Below are 12,921 nucleotides of genomic sequence, written 5' to 3' on the forward strand. Positions count from 1 at the left end.
GGAGCAGTCCATGGCGCCTGACGATACCCCGCCTCGTGATCCCGCAGCACCACGCCACCCGTCCCGGCGGGGCCTGCTGCGCATCGGCCTGGGCGGGGTGGCGGCGGCAACGACCCTGCTTGCCGGCTGCCAGCCGCGCTTCCGGCCGGGCCCGGTGGCGGTGATGCCGCCGGCGCCTGAGCCGGTGCCCGAGGTGGCGGCGGCGCCGGAGGTGGTCGCGGGGCCGTATTTCGCCGATCGGGCGGTGCTGTTCAAGCTGGAGCGCACGCTGGTCTTCTATGGCGGCGAACACGAGGTGGCGCGCTATTCGGTGGCGATCGGCCGTGGCGGTGCCGGGCCCAAGCGCCGCGAGGGCGATGCGCTGACCCCTGAGGGCCGGTATCACATGATGCCGCCGGGCCGGCCGTCGGGTGATGGCTTCCGCTGGTTCATTCCGATCGATTATCCCAATGCCGAGGATCGCGAGCGTGCCCGGCAGTCGGGGCAGCAGGTGCCGCTTGGCGGCGCCATCGGTCTGCACGGCACCGGCGATACGCCCTGGACATCGATCCATGCCCGCGGCGACCGTAGCTGGACCCTGGGCTGTCTGGCGGTGACCAATCAGGAGATCGACGAGATCCGCGAGATGATTTCCTATAACGGCCGCATGCCGTTCCCGATCGAGATGCGCGGCTGACCGGGCGGATGGCGATGATGACGGCCGAGCCCGAACAGCCGTGGCGGCGGGTGGGGCGGCGGGCGGGGCGGGGCGCCGCCGCGACCCTGGCGTCGGCGCTGCTGCTGTCGGCCTGTGCCGGTGGCATGCCGGGCGCCGATGCGCCGCGCGCGGCCCCGCTGGCCTGCGCGCCCCAGCCGCCGGCCGGCGCCATGGTGCCGGCGATGGTGGTGGCGGCCGAGGCCGAATGGCGGGCCTTCGGTCAGCCGGTGGTCGATTTCCGCGGCGGCGCGCCGTCGCTGAACCCGGCCGGGCTGGACGAGACCGACAGCCGGGTGCGTGCCCGACTGCAGCTTTACTGGCGCGCGGCGTCCGATGATCACGGCCTGAAGATGGGCGCCTCCGACGTGCCCGAACTGTCGCCCTGGTCGGCGGCGTTCATTTCCTATGTCGCCTGTGCGGCCGGGGTGTCGCCGGCCGATCTGCCGCCGGCCTCGCGGCATCTGGATTATGTCGACCATGTCATCTTCCGGGCGATCCGCACGCCCGACGACCCGACCGCCCGCTTCGTGCCGGCCGAACCCATGGCCACCGCCCTGCGGCCGGGCGATCTGCTGTGTGCCGATCGCGGCCGCAGCGATGGCGCGCCCGAGCTCGACCGTTGGGAGGACCGGGCCGCCGAGGTGATCGCCGCCCGCCAGAGCGGCTGGGACACCCGGCCGCGCGGCATGCATTGCGATCTGGTGGTGCGGGTGGGGCCGGGCACCATTGCCGCCATCGGCGGCAATGTCCGCGACCGGGTGGCGATGAGCCTGTTTCCCGCCGACCCGCTGGGCCGCCCGGTGCCGGTAACCGGCACGCCGCACTGGTTCGTGACCCTGGCCGCCATCGACCGGTGATGGCCGGAGCGGATTTCATGGAACCGTCACCAGCCTGTCCTTGAATCATTCGTCATTTCGGATATTATCGAAATATGGAAGCCGTTACCGCCACCCGGATGTTTCAGGCGCTCGCCAACGAGACCCGCCTCGCCGTGTTCCGCCTGCTGATGCGCGCGGAGCCCGACGGGCTGGCCGCGGGTGCGATCGCGGTCTGTCTGGGGGTCGTGCCCTCGACGCTCTCAACTCATCTGAAAGAGCTTGAGCGGGCAGGGCTGGTGACCGTCGAACGCCAGGGCCGGCAGTTGATCTATCGGGCCGAAACCGGCGGAGCGCGGGCATTGATCGGTTTCCTGATCGCCGATTGCTGCGGCGGCCATCCCGATGTCTGCGTGGATCTGCAGATGGGGGCCGCCTGCGGCCCGCTCGCGGCACCAGCCGCACCCCGTCTGCCGATCGAGGCTCAGATGACCGACACCCCCCAGCCTGCCGCCGCCCAGCCCGCCGCGACCCTGGATCGCGGCCGTGTTTATAACGTGCTGTTCCTGTGCACCGGCAATGCCGTGCGCAGCATCATGGCCGAAGCGCTGTTGAACCATCTGGGTCGCGGCCGCTTCCGCGCCTTCAGCGCCGGCAGCAACCCCGCCGGCCAGCCCGACCCGCTGGCGCTGACCCTGCTGGAGCGGTCGCGCATCCCGATCGAGGGCCTGCGCTCGAAGAACTGGGACGAATACCAGGTCGAGGGCGCGCCCAAATTCGATTTCGTGTTCACGGTCTGCGACCATGCCCGCGAGACCTGCCCGGTCTGGCCCGGCCAGCCGATGACGGCACATTGGGGCGTGCCAGACCCGGCCGAGGCATCCGGCACCCCGGCCGAGCGGGTGCTGGCGGTGGCCGAGGCCTTCCGCATGCTCAACACCCGCATCGGCATCTTCGCCAATCTGTCGATCACGGCGCTGGACCGGCTGGCCCTGCAGAAGAGCATCGACGATATCGGCCGCACGGCGGCCGCCTGAGGTCAGCCGCCTGCAACCAGCCACCCGAAACCGACGGAGACCAGCCCCATGACCCGCGTTGCGATCAACGGCTTCGGCCGCATCGGCCGTCGGGTCGCCCGCGGCCTGCTGGGCGGCGATCACGGGCCGGCGCGTGCCGCCAGCCTCGATCTGGTGATGATCAACGATCCGCACTGCCCGGCCGCGACCGCCGCCCATCTGCTGGAATTCGACAGTGTCCATGGTCGGATGCGGGCCGATATCGGCGCGGCCGCGACCAGCATGACCGTCAATGGCAGCCGGATCGCGATCACCGATGCGGCAACGCCCGAGGCCTGCGACTGGGCGGCGGCGGGGGTCGATCTGGTCATCGAGGCATCGGGCCGGTTCAAGGACCGGGCGAGCCTCGACGGCCATATCGCCGCCGGCGCCCACGCGGTGCTGGTGGCGGCGCCGGTCAAGGCCGGGGCGCTCAATCTGGTGGTGGGGGTGAATGATCATCTGCTCGCCGACTGGATGGCACAGGGGCCGGCGCCGGTGGTGACGGCGGCGTCCTGCACCACCAATTGCCTGGCGCCGGTGGTCAAGGTGCTGCACGAGGCGATCGGCATCCGCCATGGCAGCATCACCACCGTCCACGACGTCACCAATACCCAGACCCTGATCGATGCGCCGCACAAGGATCTGCGCCGCGCGCGTTCGGCGCTCACCTCGCTGATCCCGACCAGCACCGGGTCTGCCACCGCGATCGGCCTGATTTTCCCCGATCTTCAGGGCCGGCTGGACGGCATCGCCGTGCGGGTGCCGCTGCTCAACGCCTCGCTCACCGATGCGGTGTTCGAGATGACGCGCGAGACCTCGGTGGCCGAGGTGAATGATCTGTTCGCCGCCGCCGCCGCAGGCCCGCTCGCCGGCATTCTGGGCTTCGAGATGCGGCCGCTGGTGTCGGTGGATTATCGCGGCGATACCCGCTCGGCGATCGTCGACGGGCTGTCGACCCGGGTCATCGCCGGCACCCAGGTGAAGATCTATGCCTGGTATGACAACGAGATGGGCTATGCGACCCGGATGATCGATCTGGCGGCGCGGATGGCCGGGCATATGCAGGTGTCGGCCACATGACCGCCGCCGCGCGCGCGGGTGTCCGGGCCTATGCCGCCGTCACCGGCGCCTATTGGGGCTTCACGCTGACCGATGGCGCGTTGCGCATGCTGGTGCTGCTGCATTTCAATGCGCTCGGCTACAGCCCGATCGAACTCGCTCTTCTGTTCGTGCTCTACGAAGCCTGTGGCGTGGTCACCAATCTGGTCGGCGGCTGGGTCGCCACGCGGTTCGGCCTGCGCGCCACGCTGTGGTCGGGGCTGGCGCTGCAGATCGGCGCGCTGCTGATGCTGGCGGCGCTCGATCCGGCCTGGGGGCGCGAGACCGGGGTGATCTGGGCGGTGCTGGCGCAAGGCCTGGCCGGCATCGCCAAGGATCTGACCAAGATGAGCGCCAAAAGCGCGATCAAGGCCGTGGTTCCTGATGATGGCGCATCCGGTGGCGGGCGGCTGTTCCGCTGGGTGGCGCTGCTCACCGGGTCGAAGAACGCGTTGAAGGGCGTGGGCTTCTTCCTGGGCGGCGCCTTGCTGGGCGGGCTGGGTTTTCAGGGCGGGCTGATCGCGATGGCGGCGGGCCTGGGCGTGGTGCTGGTGGCGGCCCTCGTCACCGTGCCCGCGGGGCTGGGCGGGCGGGCGCGCAAGGCGCCGTTCCGTGGCATCTTCGCCCGCAACCCGGCGGTCAACCTGCTGTCGGCGGCCCGGCTGTTCCTGTTCGGCGCCCGCGATGTCTGGTTCGTGGTCGGGCTGCCGGTGTTCCTGCATGACGGGCTGGGCTGGAGCTTCGCGCGCACCGGCGGCTTCATGGCGGTCTGGACCATCGGCTATGGCATCGTTCAGGCGTCGGCGCCGGCGCTGGTTCGTCGGCGCGGGGCGCCGGTCGCAGGCGATCCGGCTGCCGGTGATCCGGCTGCCGGTGATCCTGTGGCCCGCGATGCCGCACGGATCTGGGCGGCGGTGCTTGCCGTGATTCCGGCGGCGATGGCGGCGGCACTCGCCGGCGATCCGGCGCCGGATATGGCGGCCTGGATCGTGGTTGGCGGGCTGCTGGCCTTCGGCGTGGTGTTCGCGATCAATTCGGCCGTGCATTCCTATCTCATCCTGGCCTATGCCGAAGGTGACCGGATCGCGCTGAATGTCGGTTTCTATTACATGGCCAATGCCATGGGCCGGCTGGTCGGCACGCTGGCCTCGGGGCTGCTGTTCGCGGCCGGTGGTCTGGCCTTGTGTCTGGCCGGGTCTGCCGTGATGGTCGCCTTGTCGTTTCTGATCGCCCTGGCGCTGCCGGTGCCGCCCGCCGCCGATCCCACCGCACCGCTTCAGGATCTGCCCGAATGACCGACCCTATGCCCGCCATCCCGACGTCGCCGATCAGCCGGTTCGAACGCCATCTGACCCTGTGGGTGGCGCTGGCCATCGTGGCCGGGATCGCGTTCGGTGCCGCCCTTCCGGGTGTGGCCGGCGCGCTGGCCGCGGCCGAGATCGCGCGGATCAACCTGCCGGTCGCGGTGCTGGTCTGGGCGATGATCTTTCCGATGATGCTGGGCATCGCGCCGCGCGCGGTGCTGGATGCCGGCCGACGGCCCGCCGGGCTGGTGCTGACCCTGGTGGTCAACTGGCTGATCAAGCCCTTCACCATGGCGGCGCTGGGTATCCTGTTCTTTGAGCATGTGTTCGCGGATCTGGTCGATCCGCAGGATGCGCGGGCCTATATCGCCGGCATGATCCTGCTGGGGGTGGCACCGTGCACGGCGATGGTCTTCGTCTGGTCGCGGCTGGTGGATGGCGACGGCGCCTTCACTCTGGCGCAGGTGGGTGTCAACGATCTGGTGATGATCCTGGTCTTCGCGCCGCTGGCGGCCCTGCTGCTGGGGGTGGCCGAGGTGTTCGTGCCCTGGGACACGCTGCTGCTGTCGGTGCTGCTGTTCGTGGTGATCCCGTTCTCGGCCGCCATGCTGGTGCGGGCACGAATGCTGCGGTCAGACGGTGGCGGGCAAGGGGCGCTCGACGATCTGTCGCACCGGCTGAAGCCCTGGGGCGCGGGCGCGCTGATCCTGACCGTGGCCCTGCTGTTCGCCTTTCAGGGCCAGCGGGTGCTGGACCGGCCCCTGGGTGTGGTGCTGGTGGCCGTGCCGCTGCTGGTGCAGTCTTATGGCATCTTCGCCCTGGCCTATCTGGCCGCGCGGATGATGAAGCTGCCCTTCGCGGTGGCGGCGCCGGCGGCGCTGATCGGCACCTCGAACTTCTTCGAGCTGGCGGTGGCGGTGGCGATCGGCCTGTTCGGAATCGACAGCGGCGCCGTGCTCGCAACCGTCGTCGGCGTGCTGGTCGAGGTGCCGGTGATGCTGTCGCTGGTGGCATTCGCCCGCCGCACCCGGCACTGGTTTCCGGCCGCGACGGCCTGATCCCCGCTCTGATCCCCGCTCTGATCCCCGGCGCCCGCCGCCAGGACTGGCCGCGACCACGGGGTTTGCGGTATACCGATGGGACACCCCCGGCTTCATCATATCGGATCGGCTGTCCCCATGCGTCGCACCACCCGTTTTCGCGCCTTGGTCGAGGCGCCCGAGATTCTGGAAATGCCCGGTGTCCAGGATGCGCTGACCGCACGGATCGCGGCCGAAGCCGGTTTCGAGGCCATCACCTGCGGTGGCTATGCCTCGACCGCAGCCCTGATCGGCGAGCCCGACACCTCGCAATTGTCGATGCGCGAACTCGCCGATCACTATGCCCGGATCTGCGATGCGGTGGACGTGCCGGTGTTCGCCGATGCCGATACCGGCTTCGGCAATGTCACCAATGTCCGCCGGGCGGTGCGCGCCTATGAACAGGCGGGCGTCGCCGGGCTGTTCATCGAGGATCAGGTGTTTCCCAAGCGCTGCGGCCATATGGCGGGCAAGGCGGTGGTGCCGGTCCAGGACATGGTCGCCAAGCTTCAGGCGGCGCTGGATGCGCGGCGCGACGGCGATCTGGTGATCATGGCCCGCACCGATGCGCTGGCGACCGAGGGGCTGAATGCGGCCATCGATCGCGCCTGTCTCTATCGCGAACTGGGCGCCGACATGGTGTTCGTCGAGGCGCCGGAGACGGTGGAGCAGATGCGCCGGATCTGCGCCGCGGTGAAGGCGCCGCTGCTGGCCAACAACATCGAGGGCGGCATGACCCCCATGCTGACCGCGGCCGAGCTGCACGAGATCGGCTATGCCGTGGTCACCCATCCGGTGGCGCTGACCTATGCGGTGGCACGCGCCGCGCGCGACCTGTTCGCCGCCCTGCGCCGCGACGGCATCACCACCGGCTTCGCCGACCGGATGCTCGATTTCAAGGGCTTCAACGACCTGGTCGGTCTGCCCGATGTCAGGGCGCGGGAACAGGCCTATCTGGATCAGGCCGCCCGCGTCATGGCATCACGGCCGGCGGTGTGATGGTGACCGGCCGGCCCATATCGCCTCGTTCAATGCCAGGACACCTGTTATCAGGACACCTGTGCGAACAGGTCCGGCACTGACGGGTCGCCTGCGCGGTCGCGAACCGGATGGGCGCCCAGGCCGATCAGCCGGAAGGCGGTGCCGTGGCCACTGGCACCGCCATGGCGCAGTTCCAGCGCCAGCAGATCGCTTGCCGCATCGATCAGCGGGGCGGCCTGATCGCTGGCTGCCCGCAGCCGTCGGCTGCGGGTGAGGGTGGTGAAATCGGCGGTCTTCAGCTTCAGCACCACACCCTCGGCGACCAGCCCGCCCTTGGCCAGCCTTGCTGCCACCCGCTCGGCCAGCGGCGGCAGCAAGGCGGTCAGCCGGCCGGCATCGCGCTCGTCGCGGGCCAGGGTGGTTTCGGCCGACACGCTCTTGGTCGGCCGCCAGGGCGTCACCCGGCGCGGGTCCAGCCCGGCGGCAAAGCCTGCGATCTGTGCGCCGATGCGGCCATAGCGCCGCGCCAGCGCCTGCGGCCCCAGGCTCTGCAACTGGCCGATGCGGGTGATGCCGTCGGTGGCGAGCCTGCGGGTGAAGGCCGGGCCCACACCCCACAGCATCCGCACCGGCTTGTCGGCCAGGAAGGCCGCGGCCTCGGCCGCGCCGATCACGGCGAAGCCGCGCGGCTTGTCGAGTTCCGAGGCCAGCTTGGCCAGGAATTTGTTGGGGCCCAGCCCCACAGACACCGTCACCCCCACCTCGCGCTCCACCCGTCGGGCCAGCGCCGCCAGCCGTTGCGCGGGGCTGGCGCCGCCTTCGGCGACGGTGGCGGCGGCGATGCCGAGGTCCAGATAGGCCTCGTCGATCGACAGTGGCTCGACCAGCGGGGTCAGCGCGCGCATCAGCCGGCGGATTTTCATGCCGGCCTCGTGATACCGGGCCATGTCGGGCTTCAGCACCACGGCATCCGGGCACAGCTCCAGCGCCTTGAACATCGGCATCGCCGAGCGCACGCCCTTCATCCGCGCCAGATAGCAGCAGGTCGCGACCACGCCGCGATGACCGCCGCCGACGATCAGCGGCTTGTCGATCAGCTCCGGCCGGTCGCGCTTTTCAACCGAGGCATAGAAGGCGTCGCAATCGACATGCGCGATCGCCAGCCGGTGCAGCTCGGGATGGGCGATCACCCGCGCCGAGCCGCATGCCGGGCAGCGCTGTGCCGCTGCGGAGGCCGGGCAACCCTGCGCAGACCCGGGCGGCGGATCGGTGTTGCCGCACGATCGGCACAGCCAGCCATCCACGGCCGCCGGCATGGCGTCGTCACCGGGCGGGCTGCTGTCGTGGCTCATGGCGCGACGTCCGGACCAGAGAGAGAGCCCGCGCCGGGTGGCTGGCGGGACAGACGAGTGTTCCCCTCATGTTCTCACCGACCGGCCCGGTTGTCCAGCGGGTTGCGCGGGCCTCAGCGCGCCACGTCCCACAGCCGCGCCGCGCCGCGCACGCCGCTGTCGTCGCCATGGCGGGCGACGACCACGGGGGTGCGGACCCGGTCCGAGAACAGCCACGGGCCGATCAGGGGTGTGGGATCGCGGGTCATCGCATCCATCAGTTCCGGCACCTGCGACAGCCCGCCGCCGATCACGATCGCGTCCGGGTCCAGAAGATTGATGACCATCGCCAAGGCCCGGCCCAGGCGATGGCGCCAGCGTATGATCGCCGCGATCGCCATCTCGTCGCCCCGGCGCGCATCCGCGATCACCGCCTCGGCGCTGCGGCAGGCCAGGGCCGAGCTCTCGTCCTGTCCACGCAGGCGCGCGGCATCGCCGGCCAGCCCCGGGCCGGAGAGCAGGGTTTCGATGCAGCCGCTGCGACCACAGTAACAGGCGGGGCCGGGCAGTTCCGGAACACGGTCGGCATCGGGTGGCGGCGCTGCGCCGGCGGTGCGGCTCCAGGGCTGCGCCCAGGGCATCGGGACATGGCCCCATTCACCGGCGATCGCGTCGGCGCCATGATGGACCCGCCCCTGAATGGCGATGCCGCCGCCGACCCCGGTGCCCAGGATCACCGCGAACACCACCCCGGCGCCGGCGGCCGCGCCGTCGCTGGCTTCAGACACGGCCAGGCAGTTGGCGTCGTTCGCCAGGCGCACCGCCCGACCCGATGCCGCCGCCAGGTCGCGATCCAGCGGCCTGTCGTTCAACCACAGCGAATTGGCATTCTTCACCAGCCCGGTCTTGGGGCTGATCGCGCCCGGAATGCCGATGCCGATCGGCAGCATGCCAGTTGGTGCGATACCGGCCGGCGTAATGCCGGCCGTCTGTTCCAGCCGCGCCGCCAGATCGCCGATCGCCGCCAGGGTGCCGGCGTAATCGTCACGGGGGGTGGGAACGCGCATGTGTGCCAATGTGCGGCCGCTCTGGCGGTCGATGGCGATGCCGGCGATCTTGGTGCCGCCGAGGTCGATGCCCAGCAGCACCGGCGCCGGTGCCGCCGGGCGGGCAGTTGTCGGGTGGCTGTCATCCGGTCGTGCCGGGGCCGAAGGCCGGGGGGCGGCGGTGGTCATGTCGGCTGCGGGCCTCGCCTTGTTCGCATGATACAAATGGACGATCGACCACGCATGATGTTGCACCGCCTGACGGTTCGCCACAAAATGATTGCTGCGGTCATCGGAACCGGGCATCGTGCGCCGGTACGAGGCGAGCCGCCGGTCGCGGACCGTTCGACGTGAGGTCGAACCGTCGCAGCGACCGATGTAGCCTCTAGAAGGCGCGGGGCGGAAGAAGCCATGCCGAAGACGGTTCTGATCGTCGAAGACAACGACTTGAACATGAAGCTGTTCAACGACCTCCTTGAGGCGAACGGCTACGTGACTTTGCAGACCCGTGACGGCATGGAGGCGCTGAAGATCGCGCGGGAACAGCATCCAGATCTGATCCTGATGGATATTCAGCTACCTGAGGTTTCGGGACTGGATGTCACGAAGTGGATCAAGGCGGATGATGAGCTGCGGACTATTCCGATTATTGCCGTAACGGCCTTCGCGATGAAGGGCGACGAGGAGAAGATCCTGGATGCCGGCTGTGAGGGCTATATCTCGAAGCCGATTTCTGTGACGCCTTTCCTCGAGACAGTGCGCAAGTTTCTGGATTGAGGGGCTATGCCCGGTCGCGTTCTCGTCGTCGATGATCTCTTGCCCAACCTTAAGCTGTTCGAAGCGAAGCTTACGGCAGAGTATTACGACGTCGATCTGGCCCAGAACGGCGAGGCAGCGCTGCTGCGTGCCCAGGTCCATCCGCCGGATATCGTGCTGCTCGACATCATGATGCCGGGCATGGATGGCTACGAGGTCTGCCGCCGGCTGAAAAGTGATCCCGACACCGCCCATATTCCGGTGGTGATGGTGACGGCGCTGAGCGACAGCGTGGAACGGGTCCGGGCGCTGGAGGCCGGGGCCGACGACTTCCTGACCAAACCGATCAACGATGCCGCGCTGTTCGCGCGCGTGCGGTCGCTGACCCGGCTGAAGATGATCCTCGACGAATTGCGTCTGCGCGAACAGACCATCTCGGATTTCGGCGTCGGTGCCGCAGCACCCTTGCCGCTGGATGAAAGCGCCGATGGCGCCCGTGTGCTGGTGGTCGACGACAGCGAGATCGAGCGCGATTTCCTGGCCGACCGGTTGAAGAAGACGCACAGTGTCAGTGCCGTCGGCACCGCTCTGGAAGCGCTGGATCTGGCGCGCACCGAGGGTTTCGACCTGATCGTGGTCAATATGCTGATCGAGACCTTCGATCCGCTGCGCCTGTGCAGCCAGATGCGCGCGATCGACGAGACCCGCCAGACCCCGATCCTGGTGATCGTGGGGCATGACGACATCGAGCGCATGGCCAAGGCGCTGGACCTGGGCGTGAACGACTATCTGATGATGCCGCTGGACGTGAACGAGCTGGTGGCGCGTGTGCGCACCCAGGTGCGGCGCAAGCGCTATCAGGACCGGTTGCGGCAGAATTATCAGCGCTCGATCGCGCTGGCCGCCACCGACGGGCTGACCGGCCTGTATAACCGCCGCTATCTGTCGGCCCATCTGCAGCGCATGTTCGTGCGTGCCGGCCATGACGGGCGGCCGCTGGCGGTGCTGATGCTGGACATCGACCACTTCAAGCAGTTGAACGACACCTATGGCCACGACGCCGGCGACCGGGTGCTGCAGGCGATGGCCGACCGGATGACCCGCCATGTCCGCGGTGTCGATCTGGTCGCCCGCTATGGCGGCGAGGAATTCGTGATGGTGCTGCCCGACAGCGATCAGCGTTCCGCCCACGAAGTGGCGGAGCGGGTGCGTTCGGTGATCTCCGGCCAGCCGATCGTGATCGACGACGAGGGCCATCAGGTCACCGTCACCGCCAGCATCGGCGGCAGTCAACTGCGACCCAGCGATCAGGATCCCGACGACATGCTGCGTCGCGCCGACCAGGCATTGTACCGCGCCAAGGCCGCCGGCCGCGACTGCTTCATTTTCGATCGGCCGGAATAGCCACCTGATCGGGGTTGGCCACCTGATCGGGGTTGTCCGCCCGCGAGATGAGGTTGACCGCCTGCGAGCTTGGCACCAACGAAAAAGGCCGCGCGCCCTATTGGGGCTTGCGGCCTTTTTCATGTTCCGACTGCCTGTTCAGGCAATCCCGTTGACGCGGCCCCAGGTGGCGCCGTTTGGGGCGCCGGGGCGGCACGGGATCACTTGATCTTGGCTTCCTTGAACATCACGTGCTTGCGGAGCTTCGGGTCGTACTTCCGCAGCTGGAGCTTTTCGGTGGTCGTGCGCGGGTTCTTCTTGGTCACGTAGAAGAAGCCGGTCCCCTCGGAGCTGACCAGCTTGATCTGCACGGTGGCGGGCTTGGCCATCGCTCAATCCTCGTATCGCTATCCGGTGTGCCCCGGAGGCCTGCGACCGAAGCCGCCTGCGCTCCACCGCTCCCCGTGAAGGGGCGGGCGACCGGCTGGCGGCCGGATCGCGCGGGTGTACGTTGCAGCGCCGTGTCGTCGGCGCCAGACATAGAGACGAGCACCATATGCATGGGCGCGGGCTTGTCAAGCGGAGTCGGAAGTCGCACCCGTCCGAGGGGCTGTCATGCGCCGCTGTCACAGGGGGTGCGGTGGATCGGCGCCGCAGGTGATGGTATGTGCCCTGGTATGTGCCCAAGGAGGGGAGGGCGCTGTGGGGCGGCGCTGTGGCGAAGCAGGAGAGGATGCCGTGACGGTCAGACAGGCTGAGGTCGATAGCGCGGGCTTCCGGCGCGGGCTGGGGCGGGGTTCCCCCCTGGTCGACCTGTTCGCCCTGTGGCGCGGCTGGGGCGCCGCCACGGGCGGCCTGCCGGCGCCACGCGCGGTGGACCCGGTGGCGATGCGCCGGCATCTTGGCCGGGTGATGCTGCTGGACGTGACCGGCCCCGACCGCTGGCTTGTCAGAGTGGCGGGCGAGGGGTTGCGCGAGATGTTCGACGCCGACCTGACCGGCCATGTCCTGCCCGACAGCCTGCCGCCGGAGCTGCGGGCGCGGGCGCTGGCCACCTATGGCCCGGTGACGGCCGAGGCGGTGTGCTGGCTGGCGATTGCCTGTTACCGGCGCCCGGGGCCCCGCAGGCGGGTCTTCTATCGCCGGATGGTGCTGCCGCTGGGTCATCTGGAGGCACCGGTCCCTGAGGCCGCCAGGGGGGCGGCGGCACGGCCGGTGGTGACCCGGCTGCTCGTCGGGTTCGACTGGCGCGTGCTGCCGCCACTGTCGTTGCCGCTGTGGGAATTGCTGGACGAGAGCGACACCCCGAAGGTCCGCCGCGATCTGGTGTTGCGGCGGCCGACCGGCGCCGCGGCCGGCTGATCAGGTGCCGC

Annotated in this window: 13 protein-coding genes; 10 read left to right on the forward strand and 3 right to left on the reverse strand. The window is 69.3% G+C overall.

Annotation, left to right across the window (positions count from 1 at the left end; all coding sequences use genetic code 11):
• Positions 1 to 10 precede the first annotated feature (10 nt).
• The 7 genes from WG924_RS20195 to WG924_RS20225 all read left to right on the forward strand — a co-directional run bounded on the left by WG924_RS20195 (position 11) and on the right by WG924_RS20225 (position 7,050).
• Positions 11 to 676: a L,D-transpeptidase family protein gene (locus WG924_RS20195; RefSeq protein WP_345934909.1), complete on the forward strand. Its 666-nt coding sequence runs from the start codon at positions 11 to 13 to the stop codon at positions 674 to 676.
• An 8-nt stretch (positions 677 to 684) separates the two neighbouring features.
• Positions 685 to 1,554: a DUF2272 domain-containing protein gene (locus WG924_RS20200; protein ID WP_345934910.1), complete on the forward strand. Its 870-nt coding sequence runs from the start codon at positions 685 to 687 to the stop codon at positions 1,552 to 1,554.
• Positions 1,555 to 1,628: 74 nt separating this feature from the next.
• Entirely contained in the window at positions 1,629 to 2,549 is a 921-nt protein-coding gene (locus WG924_RS20205) for a metalloregulator ArsR/SmtB family transcription factor (RefSeq protein ID WP_345934911.1), read from the forward strand.
• A gap of 48 nt (positions 2,550 to 2,597) precedes the next feature.
• Complete coding sequence (locus WG924_RS20210; RefSeq protein WP_345934912.1) at positions 2,598 to 3,650, forward strand: ArsJ-associated glyceraldehyde-3-phosphate dehydrogenase; 1,053 nt, start codon at positions 2,598 to 2,600, stop codon at positions 3,648 to 3,650.
• A complete protein-coding gene (gene arsJ, locus WG924_RS20215) occupies positions 3,647 to 4,963 on the forward strand; it encodes an organoarsenical effux MFS transporter ArsJ (RefSeq protein WP_345934913.1) in 1,317 nt (438 codons plus the stop codon). The genes WG924_RS20210 and arsJ overlap by 4 nt, the downstream gene beginning before the upstream one ends.
• Positions 4,964 to 4,995: 32 nt before the next feature.
• Positions 4,996 to 6,030, forward strand: coding sequence for an ACR3 family arsenite efflux transporter (arsB, locus tag WG924_RS20220; protein WP_345935070.1), 1,035 nt, complete (start codon positions 4,996 to 4,998; stop codon positions 6,028 to 6,030).
• A gap of 120 nt (positions 6,031 to 6,150) precedes the next feature.
• Entirely contained in the window at positions 6,151 to 7,050 is a 900-nt protein-coding gene (locus WG924_RS20225) for an isocitrate lyase/PEP mutase family protein (protein ID WP_345934914.1), read from the forward strand.
• A 50-nt stretch (positions 7,051 to 7,100) separates the two neighbouring features.
• On the opposite strand, the gene WG924_RS20230 is transcribed toward WG924_RS20225, so the two are convergent.
• Entirely contained in the window at positions 7,101 to 8,384 is a 1,284-nt protein-coding gene (locus tag WG924_RS20230) for a DNA polymerase IV (RefSeq protein WP_345934915.1), read from the reverse strand.
• Between the two features lie 113 nt (positions 8,385 to 8,497).
• Entirely contained in the window at positions 8,498 to 9,598 is a 1,101-nt protein-coding gene (locus tag WG924_RS20235; protein ID WP_372044842.1) for an ROK family protein, read from the reverse strand.
• Between the two features lie 222 nt (positions 9,599 to 9,820).
• Here WG924_RS20235 and WG924_RS20240 point away from each other — a divergent pair, with 222 nt between their 5' ends.
• Positions 9,821 to 10,186 (forward strand): response regulator, encoded by a 366-nt coding sequence (locus WG924_RS20240; RefSeq protein WP_188579173.1) that lies wholly within the window; start codon positions 9,821 to 9,823, stop codon positions 10,184 to 10,186.
• Between the two features lie 6 nt (positions 10,187 to 10,192).
• The gene (locus WG924_RS20245; protein ID WP_345934916.1) at positions 10,193 to 11,569 is read left to right on the forward strand and encodes a PleD family two-component system response regulator; all 1,377 of its coding nucleotides are present in this window, start codon (positions 10,193 to 10,195) and stop codon (positions 11,567 to 11,569) included.
• Between the two features lie 200 nt (positions 11,570 to 11,769).
• Here the strand turns inward: WG924_RS20245 and rpmG are convergent, their stop codons facing one another.
• Entirely contained in the window at positions 11,770 to 11,937 is a 168-nt protein-coding gene (rpmG, locus tag WG924_RS20250; protein ID WP_188579178.1) for a 50S ribosomal protein L33, read from the reverse strand.
• Positions 11,938 to 12,286: 349 nt separating this feature from the next.
• Here rpmG and WG924_RS20255 point away from each other — a divergent pair, with 349 nt between their 5' ends.
• Positions 12,287 to 12,910: a PAS domain-containing protein gene (locus WG924_RS20255; protein WP_345934917.1), complete on the forward strand. Its 624-nt coding sequence runs from the start codon at positions 12,287 to 12,289 to the stop codon at positions 12,908 to 12,910.
• Positions 12,911 to 12,921 lie beyond the last annotated feature (11 nt).

The organism is Tistrella arctica, assembly GCF_039630945.1.
Lineage (GTDB): Bacteria > Pseudomonadota > Alphaproteobacteria > Tistrellales > Tistrellaceae > Tistrella > Tistrella bauzanensis.